Annotated in this window: 17 protein-coding genes; 14 read left to right on the forward strand and 3 right to left on the reverse strand. The window is 44.0% G+C overall.

The features are described from left to right. Positions 1 to 2: 2 nt before the first annotated feature. The 12 genes from EAH55_RS01570 (at position 3) to EAH55_RS01625 (ending at position 9208) form a co-directional block, all read left to right on the forward strand. Positions 3 to 647: a hypothetical protein gene (locus EAH55_RS01570; protein WP_121808211.1), complete on the forward strand. Its 645-nt coding sequence runs from the start codon at positions 3 to 5 to the stop codon at positions 645 to 647. A gap of 12 nt (positions 648 to 659) precedes the next feature. After that, positions 660 to 1085 (forward strand): acyl-CoA thioesterase, encoded by a 426-nt coding sequence (locus EAH55_RS01575; RefSeq protein ID WP_208644767.1) that lies wholly within the window; start codon positions 660 to 662, stop codon positions 1083 to 1085. A gap of 12 nt (positions 1086 to 1097) precedes the next feature. Further along, entirely contained in the window at positions 1098 to 2237 is a 1140-nt protein-coding gene (locus EAH55_RS01580) for a beta-ketoacyl synthase N-terminal-like domain-containing protein (protein ID WP_121808212.1), read from the forward strand. Position 2238: 1 nt separating this feature from the next. Next, positions 2239 to 3489, forward strand: a complete 1251-nt coding sequence (locus EAH55_RS01585; protein ID WP_121808213.1) for an NAD(P)/FAD-dependent oxidoreductase — start codon at positions 2239 to 2241, stop codon at positions 3487 to 3489. A gap of 87 nt (positions 3490 to 3576) precedes the next feature. Further along, positions 3577 to 4191, forward strand: a complete 615-nt coding sequence (locus EAH55_RS01590; protein WP_121808214.1) for a hypothetical protein — start codon at positions 3577 to 3579, stop codon at positions 4189 to 4191. Beyond that, positions 4184 to 4447, forward strand: a complete 264-nt coding sequence (locus tag EAH55_RS01595; protein ID WP_121808215.1) for a phosphopantetheine-binding protein — start codon at positions 4184 to 4186, stop codon at positions 4445 to 4447. The genes EAH55_RS01590 and EAH55_RS01595 overlap by 8 nt, the downstream gene beginning before the upstream one ends. 3 nt (positions 4448 to 4450) lie before the next feature. Then, a complete protein-coding gene (locus tag EAH55_RS01600) occupies positions 4451 to 5650 on the forward strand; it encodes a beta-ketoacyl-[acyl-carrier-protein] synthase family protein (protein ID WP_121808216.1) in 1200 nt (399 codons plus the stop codon). Between the two features lie 3 nt (positions 5651 to 5653). Next, positions 5654 to 6703 (forward strand): beta-ketoacyl synthase N-terminal-like domain-containing protein, encoded by a 1050-nt coding sequence (locus EAH55_RS01605; RefSeq protein WP_121808217.1) that lies wholly within the window; start codon positions 5654 to 5656, stop codon positions 6701 to 6703. Further along, positions 6697 to 7470, forward strand: a complete 774-nt coding sequence (locus tag EAH55_RS01610; protein WP_121808218.1) for a polysaccharide deacetylase family protein — start codon at positions 6697 to 6699, stop codon at positions 7468 to 7470. The genes EAH55_RS01605 and EAH55_RS01610 overlap by 7 nt, the downstream gene beginning before the upstream one ends. Before the next feature lie 157 nt (positions 7471 to 7627). Then, positions 7628 to 8251: a LolA family protein gene (locus EAH55_RS01615; RefSeq protein WP_121808219.1), complete on the forward strand. Its 624-nt coding sequence runs from the start codon at positions 7628 to 7630 to the stop codon at positions 8249 to 8251. Beyond that, entirely contained in the window at positions 8214 to 8849 is a 636-nt protein-coding gene (locus tag EAH55_RS01620) for a hypothetical protein (RefSeq protein ID WP_121808220.1), read from the forward strand. Before EAH55_RS01615 ends, EAH55_RS01620 begins: the two co-directional genes overlap by 38 nt. After that, positions 8849 to 9208 (forward strand): 3-hydroxyacyl-ACP dehydratase, encoded by a 360-nt coding sequence (locus tag EAH55_RS01625; protein ID WP_121808221.1) that lies wholly within the window; start codon positions 8849 to 8851, stop codon positions 9206 to 9208. Before EAH55_RS01620 ends, EAH55_RS01625 begins: the two co-directional genes overlap by 1 nt. Before the next feature lie 326 nt (positions 9209 to 9534). Here the strand turns inward: EAH55_RS01625 and EAH55_RS01630 are convergent, their stop codons facing one another. Beyond that, entirely contained in the window at positions 9535 to 10122 is a 588-nt protein-coding gene (locus EAH55_RS01630; protein ID WP_121808997.1) for a DUF308 domain-containing protein, read from the reverse strand. A gap of 115 nt (positions 10123 to 10237) precedes the next feature. Continuing rightward, the gene (locus tag EAH55_RS01635) at positions 10238 to 10834 is read right to left on the reverse strand and encodes a Crp/Fnr family transcriptional regulator (protein WP_112568402.1); all 597 of its coding nucleotides are present in this window, start codon (positions 10832 to 10834) and stop codon (positions 10238 to 10240) included. 457 nt (positions 10835 to 11291) lie between these two features. Here EAH55_RS01635 and EAH55_RS01640 point away from each other — a divergent pair, with 457 nt between their 5' ends. Continuing rightward, positions 11292 to 13715: an outer membrane beta-barrel family protein gene (locus EAH55_RS01640; RefSeq protein ID WP_121808222.1), complete on the forward strand. Its 2424-nt coding sequence runs from the start codon at positions 11292 to 11294 to the stop codon at positions 13713 to 13715. Positions 13716 to 13772: 57 nt separating this feature from the next. Here EAH55_RS01640 and EAH55_RS01645 read toward each other — a convergent pair whose 3' ends face one another. Beyond that, a complete protein-coding gene (locus EAH55_RS01645; RefSeq protein WP_121808223.1) occupies positions 13773 to 14141 on the reverse strand; it encodes a pentapeptide MXKDX repeat protein in 369 nt (122 codons plus the stop codon). A gap of 140 nt (positions 14142 to 14281) precedes the next feature. Here EAH55_RS01645 and EAH55_RS01650 point away from each other — a divergent pair, with 140 nt between their 5' ends. Further along, complete coding sequence (locus EAH55_RS01650) at positions 14282 to 14608, forward strand: nucleotide pyrophosphohydrolase (RefSeq protein WP_121808224.1); 327 nt, start codon at positions 14282 to 14284, stop codon at positions 14606 to 14608. Positions 14609 to 14635: the final 27 nt, after the last annotated feature.

A 14635-nucleotide genomic window follows, 5' to 3' on the forward strand; every position in this document is an offset into this window, starting at 1 on the left:
CCATGAAAAAAACCGCAATTAAACTGAGTTTACTTATAGTTTTATTAACCGCTTTTTTAAAACCGGCATCAGCCCAAACCAAAGCCGAGGTGTTCGACAAAAAAACACCAATAACCTGGCTCGGCATGGATTTTTCGCAGATGAAATTCATCGGTTCGGAAGCAGCGTACAAAAATGAGGTGATCAATGCCGAATTTGTTGGTAAGTACATTCCGCTATGGGAAAACTTCTTTTTAAAGGAACCTAAAAAATATAACCCGGCGAGAGCGGTACACCGCGATACGGTTCATTTTGCCATGAATGTTACCGAAAAAGTGAACAGCGCCCTTACTAAAAACTTCTTTGATACCGATCCCGGTCATTTCAAAGCGCTTACCGAAAAAGATATTGATGCCATCATAAAAAACTATGATTTTTTAGGCAATAAAGGCATTGGTATGTTGCTTATTATTGAAGGTATGGATAAAGGACGTGCGCAAGGTGGGGCCTGGGTAACTTTTGTTGATATGGATAAGAAAACCGTTTTATATACCGTGTTCCGCACCGGAAACAGCCGTGGGTTCGGTTTTAGGAATTACTGGGCACACCCATGGCCAGTAATCCTGGACGATTTTGGTTCCGACTTTGACCTTTTCAAAAGATACTAAGCCAATAGCGTTTTGCAGCAATCTTTAATAAATACTATCGAAATAGAGGTCAAATTCAGCGATGTGGATATGCTGGGTGTGGTTTGGCATGGCAATTACATTCGTTATTTTGAGGACGGCCGCGAAGCTTTCGGCAAGCAATATGGCCTGGGTTATATGGATGTATATAACGCGGGCTATGTTGTACCAATAGTTAACGTAAACTGTGATTATAAACGCTTTTTGCGCTACGAAGACAAAGTGATCATCGAAACCATCTACACCCCTACCGAATCGGCGAAGATCAATTTTACGTACCGGCTGCTCAACGCTCAAACCGGCGAATTGATTGTTAAAGGCTCAACCGTACAGGTATTTGTGCGCCGCGAAAGTTTTGAACTGCAACTCACCAATCCGGATTTCTTTTTGGACTGGAAGCAAAAACAAGGATTGATATAACACAACTCCACGATGAAGAAGGTTTTCCTTGTTGCCGATAATATTACCTCGCCGCTGGGCACTACGACTGCGCAAAACTTTGAGCACTTGATTAACGATGTTACGGGCGTGAGGCAACATGATGATAAAGCCATGTCTGATGAGCTTTTTTTCGCATCGTTATTTGAAAAAGGATATTTTCAAACTGATGAGTGCTGGACAAAATTTGAGCACCTGCTCATCGCTTCATTAACCGAAATCTTGTATGGAGTCGATAAAAATATCTCCGACAAAAAAACTGTTCTGATCATTTCCACCACTAAAGGCAATATCAGCCTGTTGGAAACTGAAGAACCAGGCCCGGAATTAGATGCGCGCATAGCCCTGCATAATTCAGCAAAAAAAATAGCCCAACACTTTGGCTTTGTAAACGAGCCAATAGTAGTTTCACATGCCTGTATTTCCGGCCTGGTTGCCATGATCACCGGGATGCGGTTAATCCAATCCAGCCAATACGATCATGTTGTTGTTGCCGGGGCCGATGTGATCTCAAAATTTGTATTATCTGGTTTTCAATCTTTCCAGGCTGTCAGTCCAGGCTTGTGCAAACCTTTTGATGCCGACCGGGACGGTATCAATTTGGGCGAAGGCGCGGCTACAGTTATTCTATCGGCAGAAAGACCGGATGGAGAAGTTATTGAATTAGCTTCGGGCGCCGTGAGTAACGATGCCAACCATATTTCGGGGCCATCACGCACCGGCGAGGAATTATTTTATGCCATCAATAAAGCGATGGATGCATCGAGTTTAAAGTCTGAAGATATCGACTTCATATCTGCCCATGGCACCGCGACCGTTTATAACGACGAAATGGAAGCAAAGGCTGTAACGCTGGCCGGTTTGCAGGATGTTCCGCTCAACAGCCTGAAAGGCTTTTATGGGCATACTTTAGGTGCTTCGGGCTTGATAGAAGCTATTATTTCAGCGCAATCGCTGAGGCAAAATACTATTATACCAACAAAGGGCTTTAGCAAGCAGGGCGATGCCAACCCGGTAAATGTTTGCAGTCAATTGATATCAAAGCCGCTCGGCAATTGCCTTAAAATAGCATCGGGCTTTGGGGGCTGTAACGCGGCTATAATTTTAACCAAATCACAACAGGATATTTCATAACATGAATACAGAACAGGTAGACGTATTGATAATAGGTGCCGGTCCGGCGGGAACGGTAGCCGCATCCATTGTACACCAGGCAGGATTCAAGGTAAAAATTGTAGAAAAACAGCTTTTTCCTCGCTTTGTAATTGGCGAAAGCTTGCTGCCACGCTGCATGGAAGCATTATCCGAAGCAGGTTTTGTAGATGCCGTAAGCGAAAAAGGCTTTCAGCAAAAGGCGGGGGCTAAATTTGTGAAGGATGGCAAGATCTGCGATTATCAATTTGCCGATCAATTCACTCCCGGTTGGAACTGGACCTGGCAGGTGCCCCGCGCCGATTTTGATAAAACATTGGCCGATACAGTCGAAAAGATGGGTGTGCCTGTTCATTACGAAACTACCGTTGCCAACATCGTTTTTAACGGTCAGGATTCGGTAACTACTGTTGAAGATAAAGAGGGTAACCAAACTGAAATCTCGGCCCGCTTCATTATCGATGGCAGCGGCTACGGCCGGGTGATCCCAAAACTGTTTAACCTCGACAGGCCATCAACCCAGGTTCCACGCAAGGCGCTTTTTGCGCATACGGTTGATAAAAAACGATCAATGGCCGATGAGCCAAACCGTATTACCATTGTGGTTCACCAGCCCGGCGTTTGGATCTGGGTCATTCCATTTGCCAATGGCATTACCTCGCTGGGCTTTGTGGGCAATCCTGAGTTTTTTAAACAATACGAAGGTACCGACGAGGAAATTCTGCGTGGCTTAATCGCGTCGCAGCCTTATTTTGCCGAGCGTTTTGAAGATGTGGAGTTTGTCTTTGCGCCAAGGGTTTTGGAGTCATGGTCGGCCACTACTGATAAGTTTTATGGCGATGGCTTTGTGCTCACGGGCAACGTTACGGAGTTCCTTGATCCGATATTTTCGTCAGGCGTAACGCTGGCAACGGTGTCGAGCCAGACAGCAGCCAAACTGGTGATCCGCAAATTGAACGGAGAAACCGTGGATTGGGACAAAGAATACATGCAGCATATGATGCAGGGTGTAAATACCTTCCGCTCATATGTTACCTCATGGTATGCGGGCGTGCTGGATACCATATTTTTTGCAGACAACCAGGACCCGCTTGTTAAAAGTCAGATCTGCTCGGTATTGGCTGGTTATGTTTGGGACCTGGATAACCCGTACGTTAAAAATCACGAAACAGCATTGCATAAACTGGCCCGCACCATTACATTAAGGGATATGGTTTTGGATGGGAAAAGCTGAAAGCGGAAGGCTAAACGCTGAAAGCCGTAAGCCGTAAGCTCAAAGCCTTTTACTTGATTATGAATCTATCGACAGGCACTATATAAATTGAACAACCAGTATTACATATCGGCCCATTGCAGTATCAGCAATAACCTTGTTAGTTATAATAACGAGGTGGTGTTTGAGGGGGCGGAGCAAGATATTGCCGGTTTTTTATTGTCGGTTTACCAGCACCTTGGGATAAAGTATCCTAAGTTTTATAAAATGGATAACCTGGCAAAACTGGGCTGGCTTGCCACCGAGGTTTTGCTGAAGGATTTTGACAAGACCAAATATCAACCGACCGACATAGGCGTGGTATTAACCAACGCGGGGTCGAGCCTTGATGCTGATAAGCGGTATTATGATTCGGTGCAGGATATTGCAAGTCCGGCATTGTTTGTTTATACCTTGCCCAATATTGTTATTGGAGAGATCTGCATCCGTCATCATTTTAAAGGCGAAAACGCTTTTTATATTTTTGAGCGGTTCAATGCCGATTTCATAAGCAGCTATGTTTCGGTTTTACTGGAGCCAGGGCAACTACAAGCCTGCATCTGCGGCTGGGTGGAAATGACCGCGACAGGCTATAAAGCCGTTTTGTTTTTGATAGAAAAAGAAGGAGCAACACCCTTCACAACAGAAAATATTAATAAAATTTACAGTACAGCAAATGGATAAATTAATAGCCGATCTGAAAGAGCAGATCATCGAACAGTTGAACTTACAGGATGTGAAGCCGGAGGATATCGGTGATGATCAGCCGCTTTTTGGTGATGGCTTGGGACTTGATTCGATAGACGCGCTGGAGCTGATTGTGCTGTTACAGCAGAAATACAAAGTAAAACTCTCTAATGCAGAGGATGGCCCGAAAATCTTCCGTTCGGTACGTACCATTGCCGAGTTTATTGAAAGCAACAAGATCCCGAACGCCTAAACAATGGATCAACCTGTTTTTATAGCCGGCTTAGGGGTAATTTCGGCCATAGGTAATACTGTGGCCCAAAACCTGCTGTCGCTTGAACAGGAAAAAACGGGCATTGCCCCTATCCGGTACCTGGATACCGAACACCGGGATGAATTTCCGGTTGGCGAAGTTAAACTAAGCAATGATGAGCTTGCGGAACTGTCGGGATTTAAACCCGGAATCAGCCGCACGGCTATGCTGAATTTAATCGCCGTACGGGAGGCTTTGACAGATGCAGGGATCGCCAATCTTGCCGCCTTAAGAACCGGCTTTGTCTCCGCCAATACCGTTGGCGGCATGGATAAAACCGAAGATTTTTTCAGGGATTTTTTAAGCGATAATGCCAAAGGCAGGTTACGCGACGTAGTTAACCACGAATGTGGAGCAGTTACCAATTTAGTTGCTGATCAACTGGGGATCCGGCATTATGTAAGTACTATCAGCACGGCCTGTTCTTCGTCGGCCAATGCCATCATGTACGGTGCAAGGCTCATCAAAAACCATATGCTGGACGTGGTGATAGCCGGAGGTACCGATGCCCTAACCCGTTTTACGCTGAATGGTTTTAATACCCTTATGATATTGGATAAGCAGCCTTGTCAGCCATTTGATGCCAATCGCCGTGGCCTTAATCTCGGCGAAGGTGCAGGCTATGTAGTACTGGTGTCTGAGCGAATAGCGGCATCGCTTAAAAAAGAATTGTATTGTACATTAAGTGGTTATCACAATGCTAATGATGCCTATCATCAAACGGCATCATCGCCCGAAGGAACAGGATCATTACTGGCTATGGAAGGCGCGCTGAAAAGAAGCGGTTTACAGCCTGCCAATATCGGCTATATCAATTTACATGGTACAGGCACACAAAATAATGACAGCTCGGAGGGGGCGGCTATCAGCAAATTATTCGCGGGGCATAATCCAAAAATGAGCTCTACCAAAGCTTTTACCGGGCATACGCTTGGAGCCAGCGGCGGCATTGAAGCCGTATTTTCGGCATTGGCGGTACAACGGGGCTTGGTGTACCCTAATCTTCGTTTTGAAACGCCTATTGAAGGATTTTCCTTTACGCCAGAAACCCGCTTTTCATCACAGCCGGCAATAAAACATGTGCTATCCAACTCGTTCGGGTTTGGCGGTAATTGTTCATCATTAATATTTTCAAAACTATAAGCGATGTACATCAGGGCAGCAAGTAATATATCGCCACAAAACACTTTCGGTAATCAGCCGTTCCTTCAGGAACTGGCCGAATACACCGGCGACAGGCTTAGCTGTATCGAACCGGATTATAAAGCCCTGATCGATCCCAAACTTATCCGCCGCATGAGCCGCATCATTAAAATGGGCGTAGCCGCCGGGATGGATTGTTTGAAACAAGCCGGGATCCAAATACCTGACGCCATCATCACCGGAACTGCTTATGGCTGCTTGGAAGATACCAATACTTTCCTGAGTAAAATGGTACAGCAAAACGAGGAAGCGCTTGCCCCTACCGCGTTTATCCAATCAACTCATAATACCATCAGCGCGCAGATAGCCCTGTTACTCCAATGCCATCAATACAACAATACATTTGTTAACGGCGGAGCATCATTTGAAAACGCGTTACTTGATGCCATGATGCTTTTGTACGAGGGAGAGGCCTCCAACGTATTAGTTGGTGGCATAGACGAAGTTACCGCTAACAGCCACGCTATTTTAAAGCGGATGGGCTTATATCGCAGTCAACCGGTCTCAAACTTTGAACTGTTCAATGCTCCGGGCAAGGGGACAATGGCTGGCGAAGGTTCGGCGTTTTTTATCTTAAGCAAGGAAGCCTCCGGTGCTGATTGGGCTAAAATTGATAGTGTATCCAGCTTTTATAAACCTCGCAATACTGCTGAAATAAAGCAACAGATCAGCATCTTTTTGCAAAGCCAAAACACCAATATCCATGAGATAGACCTTGTAATAACCGGCAATAACGGGGATTTAAAAAATGATGCCGTTTACGGGCAGTTGCAGCAGTACGATTTTGCTGGTGTACCCGCCATCAATTACAAAGCCCTCTGTGGCGAATACCCAACCTCTTCTGCGTTTGCAATGTGGCTGGCTGCCCATGAAATTAAAAATGGCACCTGTTCATTTGTATCAGAAAGCGAAGAAATTCCGTTAAAAAAAGTGCTCATTTATAATCATTACCAAATGATCCACCATTCGTTAATCCTGCTTTCTGCATGCTAAACTTCAGGAATACCAATATCCTTTTTGTCGGTTTGCTGGGGTTAATAATCTGGCAGCATATTACCGAAGGGGTATCGTGGTGGAGTTACCCGGTGCTGATCTTTGTTTACTCGCTGATATTGTTTTACGGATGCTATTATATTGGCTCTAACTTTTTTATGCGGGTGATGTGTTCGCTTAAAACAAACAAAAAAATCATCGCCATTACTTTCGATGACGGGCCGGATGCCGCGGCTACCCCTCAGATCCTGGATATTTTAAAACAGCATAACACCCTGGCAGCATTTTTTTGCATCGGCAATAGGATCCAGGACAATGAAGCTATTGTAAAACAAATTCATGAACAGGGCCACATTATCGGCAACCATAGTTTTTCACATCATTTTTGGTTCGATCTGTTTTCTTCAGCCAAAATGCTCGATGACCTGCTTCAGGCCAACCAGCTGGTCAGGCAGACTATTAATTTAAGCCCGTTATTGTTCAGACCTCCTTATGGAGTGATTAACCCCAACCTTAAAAAAGCCATTTTGAAAAGCAGGATGACGCCTATCGGCTGGAGTGTACGATCAATGGATACTGTTATTAGTGATCCTGAAAAACTATTAAAAAAGACCACCCGCCGTTTAAACCCCGGTGCCATTTTCCTGTTTCATGATACGGGAGCCGCAACAATTTCTGTATTGCCCCTGTTTATTGAACAGGCCAAAGCACAGGGCTACGAGATAGTGCGACTGGATAAAATGCTAAATTTACAGGCTTATGCGTAAAGAAATAACGATACCAAGCTCCCCTCTCGAGAGGGGGTGCGAAGGCAACGAGCGGCAGCAGGGGTGTGTTCCTGCGATTGGCTTATCAAAGCAGAAACACACCCCTACACCCCTCTCAAGAGGGGAATCGCGCGGGCCCCTACTTTTTAAATTGGCAATGATTTTAGTTGCTGTTATTTGTCTGACTTTTAACGCCCAGGCCCAACACGCAGGCTACACCCAGCTCTCCGATCTCACCAAATTCAAACAGCAATTTGCTGAAGTAACCGCGAAAACCAACAGTATCAAAAGCGATTTCACTCAGGAAAAAAACCTGAGCATGCTATCGGAAAAGATTACCTCAAAAGGAAAATTCTGGTACCGGAAACCCAATATGTTGCGGATGGAATATACCCAACCATTCAGTTACCTCATGATCCTGAATAAGGATAATGTATACATTAAAGACGGTCAAAAGGAAAACAAGGTATCCACCCGTTCAAATAAAGTTTTTAAACAGATCAACAAAATTGTGGTCGACTGCATCCAGGGCACAGCCCTTAACAGCGGCGATTTTAAATCGGCAGTTTATGAAAACAAGGGCACGTACCTGGTTTCGCTTTCGCCGGTTAACAAACAACTGAGCGATTTTTTCAAAACCATTGAAATCACCGTAGATAAAAAAGATTATTCGGTTAACACCATCGAAATGCTGGAAAGTTCAGGCGATAGCACCATCCTGCATTTTACTAATAAAGAGATCAATGCCAATATTCCGGACGCGCTTTTTGCTATTAAGTAGTTTCCTGCTCGTACTGGCTGGCTGCTCGTCGGTTTACAAAAACCTGAAACCGGCAGAGGGTAACATACGTGAGATCAAGAAATTCGCTCCGGATTTTACCAATGTACTTTATAAAACCGAGGTAGATGTCATAGGCGGCCACCATTTAAGCGGTCTGTTGCTGATTAAAACCCTGCCCGATAAAAGCGTACGCATGGTATTCAGTAATGAGATGGGCTTTAAGTTCTTCGATTTTGAATTTAAACCCGATGGCGGCTTTAAGGTGTACTATATCATTAAGCAAATGGATAAGCGCCCGGTGATCATCACCCTGCAAAAAGATTTTGAACTGGTAATGATGTGTAAACAAAACCCCGAAACAGGTTATATGCGCCAGGATAATAGCTTCCTGTACTATGTTTTTCCGCAGGAAAGAGGCGCTAATTATTACATTACCAACAAAGCAGGAACAGATCTCATCCGCATGGAACGCTCCTCCGATAGAAAACCTGTGGTGCAGGCTATTATGCATAATTTTCACGATGGCATTCCCGATACCATAGGCATCAGCCACAAAAACTTTAAATTTAATATTGGCCTCAAACGCCTTAAACGATAATGCTCAAGGATACTTTTTTTACTTTCAGCACTCCTGAATTTGATGGCGGTTTGATTAAAACCACCATTACCCTTAACCCGGCGCATGATATTTTCAAAGGGCATTTTCCGGGCAACCCTGTTGTGCCGGGCGTTTGCATGATGCAGATGATTAAAGAGGTATTGGAGAACTATTCAGGTAAAAAGCTAAGGCTTATTAAGGCGGATAACATCAAGTTTCTATCGTTCATTGATCCTAATCAACACGGGCAGGTTGGATTGGAGGTAAAGATGAGCGTGGTTAATGAACAGGTTAAAACCGATGCGCAACTGGTAAATGAAGGGGTTGTGTTTTTGAAGTTTAAAGCAATATTTAAGTAAACTATATCATTGCCTCACTCGCAGCAATGACATAGTTTTTATTTCTATCAAGGTTATTTCAATAACCACCCTTCTATTATGCGCCGGTAGGCGCTACCTGTTTGTAGCAAAAGAGTAAAAAAGTTTTGTGCGCCGTAGGTGCTACCCCAACAGAGCGATGTTTGCAGTTATATCGAGCGGGTAGCCTCTACGAGGCAAAAGACTATTACAATTATTTTTCTACAAATAGGTATCCCCTACGGGGAATTATGCAATAATAAGTAGTGTATGCATTTACCGGAAGGATGAAACCACCCGAGGCTCTCCACCAGCCTGATGATCTATTTTTAATTCTGCGCAACCGCTTTAGCACTTTTACCTAACCTTATAGCAGCTAACAAATAATAAAAAGCCCCAAAGGCCGAATATCCTGCCAAGTTCACAATACCCATATTAGGCGAATGTGCCATGGCGATAAATGATATACCGGCAAGCATGGACTGGCCGCCGCTTAATATCATTGGCCATTGGCCGCCAAATTCTTTCCGCCTTTTTAAGCCCAATACCAGTTGAATCAACCCTGTTAACAAGGCCCAGGCGCCAAATACAATTAAGGCCGCAGGTACGCCTTTGGTTATAGCAAAACCTACCGCTAAGGTGGTGACAATGCTGATGGCGGCGTTGACATACTGTGGCGTTACTGATGTTCCATTACCCTGATTAGCGCGGATATCGAGGAATGTACCTACAACATCCCACAACGGATAGATCACGAGCAGTACTACAGCTGCCGTATAAGATGTTTTAGCCAATAAGGATACCAATAATACCCAGGTAACCGAAAAGGCTACCCTGATAAAATAAAGTTTGCGCAGCTCGCGCGCTGTATTAGCCGAGGCCGATGTTTCTATGATCAATGTTTTATTTGCTGACATGGTTTTCAATTTTTGTTTGTGTCTTGTTTGATGAAGCAAAGGTGGGCACAAAACGAGGCAGTAATTTTCACCTGGGTGAAAACTATTGAGGGCATTTGTCAGCAGAGTTTCGTTTTTAGGGCTTTTGCTGCGACAGCCGCTTTTTGATGCGGGTTAGCGACGGGTTTTTGATGCCCAGATAGGATGAAATGTGATAAGCAGGAATACGGCTTACAATGTTGGGATGCTGGGTTATCATTTTTAAATAACGTTCTTCAGCGGTATTGAACATAAATTCTTCGGTGCGGGCCTGCGATTGGTTAAAGAATAATTCGGCTATCAGGCGACCGAAGCGTGGCCAGCCGGTTGGCGTGCCATAAAGATACTGCAGGTCGTTGTAGTTGATGGAGATAATCTCGGCATCTTCCATAGCCTGGATATAATAAGCGCAGGGATACTGATTGACAAAACTCCGGAATGATACTAGGAACTGCCGCTCGGAGAAAAAGTAGATGTTCTTTTCTTCCTGCGTTTCGGGATGTACATAGTAGATCCGGAAAAGGCCTTTGGTGATCAGCGCCAGATCGGTACATACTATATTCTGCATGTTAAAAAAATCGCTCTTCTCAATTTTACGGGTGCGCCAGTAAGGCAAACTGACGTTGACATCGTTTGCCGATAGTTCGGCAAACTTGCCAAGCAAATCGTTCAATACTTCCTGTTTTGATTCCATACTGTTAACAAAGCGTAATCATTCCAAATATCGGCACAAAAAACCACAGTAATTTTCACCTGGGTTAATAACATGAGGTTTTATTTTCTTATTTTACAATCAAACTAAATTGAACAAAAAACAATCACGTAATCAATCAACATCATGAAGAATATAAATACATCTCCCCATGTTAGTGAGTTTGATAGAGATAACCCTCTTCCTGGCAGTCATTATTCTGACCGTGTCGGGTCCACGAAAAAGCAAAAAGAAAGACAGTAACATCAATCCGGACGCGCATTTGCGCTCTGAATATTACGTTACCGAAAACGGGGGATTGGAACATGTAAAAAGCGAAATCTAATACAAGGCCAAGCCTCCGGAAACATATCTGAAAATAAAATAGAGCCGTCGCTAAACAATTAGCGGCGGTTTTTTATTTATTTTACAAACATTATAAACCACAACCTGCTCCCTTTTGAAACATATTTACAGCGTTCTGTTTTTCAGTTTGATTTATAGCGGCCTGTTTGCCCAGGTAAAAGTATCCGGTAAAGTAACCGGCGTTTCCCAAAATCCCTTAGTCTTTGCCGTTGTTAATCTGCAACAGCAAAACTCCGAGCAAACCCGGGCGGTACAAACCGATTCGGCTGGTATATTCAGTTTTACTGCTGTTGATAAAGGCCATTACAACCTAACCGTCACTTATAACGGCTATCAAACAACAGTACTTAAATTAAACCTTCAGCAGGATACTACCTTATCTGTTACCCTTATAGATAACACCACCCAATTGAGTGAGGTAAAAGTAACCGCGAGTAAAGCTTCTGTTGAAAATAAGAGCGATAAGCTGGTTTACAACGTATCCACAAGTGCAACATCTGCCGGGGCGGATGCGCTCACGGTTATTGGCCGTGTACCGGGCGTAAAAGTTGGCGATAACGATTTAAGTATTGTTGGCAAAGGCAGTGTTAAAGTTATGGTAAACGAACGGTTGGTGCAATTGGCGGGTACCGATCTGCTCCGTTACCTGCGGTCGTTATCCGCAAGCCAGGTTGGCACCATCGAACTGATTAAAAACCCGGGGGCCGCTTATGATGCCGAAGGGAATGCCGGGCTTATCAATATCACTTTAAAACATAGCAAAAAGCAGGGCTATTCGGGCAGTGTACAGGTAAATCAAAAACAATGGCTGCATAATCCGGCTTCGGTTTATGGCACCAGCAATTACTGGTGGCTTAACGCGAGCGGCGATATCAATTATAATACAGCCAAACTATCAGCCTATGTCAATGTAAACGTTGATCATGATCACGAGCTGGAGGGCTTTGAAACTGATATCTATTATCCCAAACAAACCTGGCTGCAAACTGATACGGGCAATTACCGCTACCATAACTTAAACTTTATTGCCGGGGCCGATTACCGGTTTAGTCCGAAGGTTACTGCAGGTATAAATTACCAGGGCGGAAAAAACACTTATGATGGATCGGACCATGTAAATAACCCTATCATCAACAACGGCAGCGGTGCTATCGATTCAACGCTGAAAACCTACGCCACCTATCACCCGGTAGCCATCAGCAACGCGGTGAACCTGCATAGCACCATAAGCCTGGATACCTCCGGCGCAAAACTGGTGCTTAATGCCGATTATTTTAATTATTACCGAACCGACCGATCTGATTTTGAGAGCAACACCTACCTTGCCGATGGCTCATTGAATGCCGCCAGTCGCAACCGCTATCACGATACCAATAAACAGGATATCAATATTTACACTTTTAAAGCCGATGCCTTTTTGCCTACCAAATACGCCCGCTTTGCTTTTGGTGGTAAACTGAGTTTTATCAATAATTACAGCAACGCTTTTTACTATAAAAAGACAGCTAACGATTCATTGAGTTATGATCGCAACTTGAGCAATGAGTTTACTTACACCGAAAACACCCAATCCGTTTATGGCAGTATCAACCGAGAGGATGGCAAATGGAAATACCAGGCCGGTCTGCGCGTAGAACGTACCGAAACCAAAGGTTTTTCGCATACGCTTAATCAAACAACTATTAACAATTATACCCGGTTATTCCCATCCGCAACGGTTAGTTACCAGGCCGGTGTTGATCACAGCCTTGCGCTAAATTTCGGCAGGCGGGTTAACCGGCCAACATTCTGGAACCTAAACCCCTTCAAGAGCCTGTTCACTGCTTACAGTTATGGCGAGGGCAATCCTTACCTCCAGCCCGAATACAATACCAATTTTGAACTTTCGCATACCTACAAAAACAGGCTTACATCGGCCATATTTTTAAACGTCACCAATAACGGTTTCAACAACGTAACCATTGCCCGGGCAGATACCAACCTGGTTTATACTACGCCGCTCAACTTTATTAAAACTTACCGGCTTGGCATCTCCGAAAATTATTCGATGCAGTTGTTGAGCTGGCTGGATAATAATAACCAGTTCACCTTTTACCATACCGATGCAAAATCGGCATTAGCGGCAGTAAAAGGGATCAGCGGGTTCGGAGCCTATATCGCTACCAACAATAATATTTATTTTAATGCGGATAAAAGTTTTTCAGGAGCGGTGAATTTCTGGTACCAGTTCCCGGAGATTGACCATATTGGCCGGAGTGATGCCTATTATAAACTTGATCTCGGTATTAAGGCCTCCGTTTTTAAAAAGAAGGTAGATGTTTCATTTGTGATGAATGATGTTTTCAGGAGCAGCGCTTCGGCAGTTACTACCGTTGTTAATGGTGTACGGCAAAAATATACCAACTTCCAGATTAACAGGTATGCCCTGGTGGGCATCAGCTATCGTTTTGGGAATAGCTTAACTAAGGCAGAGAAACAGGATACCGGCAACCAGGACGAGAAAGGCAGGATCCATTAAAAGCAAAAAGGGAGCTCCTGCGGGCTCCCTTTAAACAATCACAAAACAAAAGCAAGGTTACATTTTACCTGAGCTGTCTTTGCCCATTTTACCTTTACTCATTTTACTTTTAGACATTTTATCGTGGTTCATTTTATCTGAACCCATTTTGTCTTTTGACATTTTATCAGCGCCCATTTTGTCTGATGCCATTTTATCGTGGCTCATCTTGTCCGAACCCATCTTGTCTTTGCCCATTTTATCTGAGGCCATTTTATCATGACTCATTTTGTCTTTACTCATCTTATCCTTTTTCATTTTACCGGTATCACTAAGTAAAACGGTATTATGCAAAGGAGCCGATGTTTTAGCCTGTACATTAACTGTAAGGCCGGCAATAGCAAAAATGGCGATAAAAGCGCCTGAAATGATTGATCTGGTTTTCATGTTTGATTTTTTAAGTTGTTTGCCCTTTAGTCGGCCCGGGCGACGAAACCTTACAATGTATTTTCATTTTGTTTTCGGTAAGTATCCATTCGCCCCAATCCAAAAAATTTCATGAAATTCGGCCACAATAAAACTGTTTTATGGAGATCAGCGAAGCACAAAAACTGATAGATAACTGGATAAAAACAATGGGGATCCGGTACTTTAACGAACTCACCAACACCGCCATCTTAATGGAAGAGGTTGGCGAAGTAGCCCGCATTATGGCCAGACAATACGGCGAGCAATCATTCAAAAAATCGGATACCGAAGTTAACCTTGCCGATGAAATGGCCGATGTGCTTTTCGTGCTCATTTGCCTGGCCAATCAAACCGGCATCGACCTTACCGAAGCCCTTGAAAAAAATATGCAGAAGAAAAGTATCCGCGATGCCGAACGGCATAAAAACAATGAAAAGCTCAAATAGATAAAATTTAATTTTATCTATTTAGTA

This window comes from Mucilaginibacter kameinonensis, assembly GCF_003675385.1.
Lineage (GTDB): Bacteria > Bacteroidota > Bacteroidia > Sphingobacteriales > Sphingobacteriaceae > Mucilaginibacter > Mucilaginibacter kameinonensis.

What these genes read in the sequence shown, in the direction of transcription:
- EAH55_RS01570 (WP_121808211.1), top strand. Translation starts at nt 3, where the DNA reads ATGAAAAAAACCGCAATTAAACTGAGTTTACTTATAGTTTTATTAACC.
- EAH55_RS01580 (WP_121808212.1), top strand. Translation starts at nt 1,098, where the DNA reads ATGAAGAAGGTTTTCCTTGTTGCCGATAATATTACCTCGCCGCTGGGC.
- EAH55_RS01585 (WP_121808213.1), top strand. Translation starts at nt 2,239, where the DNA reads ATGAATACAGAACAGGTAGACGTATTGATAATAGGTGCCGGTCCGGCG.
- EAH55_RS01595 (WP_121808215.1), top strand. Translation starts at nt 4,184, where the DNA reads ATGGATAAATTAATAGCCGATCTGAAAGAGCAGATCATCGAACAGTTG.
- EAH55_RS01600 (WP_121808216.1), top strand. Translation starts at nt 4,451, where the DNA reads ATGGATCAACCTGTTTTTATAGCCGGCTTAGGGGTAATTTCGGCCATA.
- EAH55_RS01605 (WP_121808217.1), top strand. Translation starts at nt 5,654, where the DNA reads ATGTACATCAGGGCAGCAAGTAATATATCGCCACAAAACACTTTCGGT.
- EAH55_RS01610 (WP_121808218.1), top strand. Translation starts at nt 6,697, where the DNA reads ATGCTAAACTTCAGGAATACCAATATCCTTTTTGTCGGTTTGCTGGGG.
- EAH55_RS01615 (WP_121808219.1), top strand. Translation starts at nt 7,628, where the DNA reads ATGATTTTAGTTGCTGTTATTTGTCTGACTTTTAACGCCCAGGCCCAA.
- EAH55_RS01620 (WP_121808220.1), top strand. Translation starts at nt 8,214, where the DNA reads ATGCCAATATTCCGGACGCGCTTTTTGCTATTAAGTAGTTTCCTGCTC.
- EAH55_RS01625 (WP_121808221.1), top strand. Translation starts at nt 8,849, where the DNA reads ATGCTCAAGGATACTTTTTTTACTTTCAGCACTCCTGAATTTGATGGC.
- EAH55_RS01630 (WP_121808997.1), bottom strand. Translation starts at nt 10,122, where the DNA reads ATGTCAGCAAATAAAACATTGATCATAGAAACATCGGCCTCGGCTAAT.
- EAH55_RS01635 (WP_112568402.1), bottom strand. Translation starts at nt 10,834, where the DNA reads ATGGAATCAAAACAGGAAGTATTGAACGATTTGCTTGGCAAGTTTGCC.
- EAH55_RS01645 (WP_121808223.1), bottom strand. Translation starts at nt 14,141, where the DNA reads ATGAAAACCAGATCAATCATTTCAGGCGCTTTTATCGCCATTTTTGCT.
- EAH55_RS01650 (WP_121808224.1), top strand. Translation starts at nt 14,282, where the DNA reads ATGGAGATCAGCGAAGCACAAAAACTGATAGATAACTGGATAAAAACA.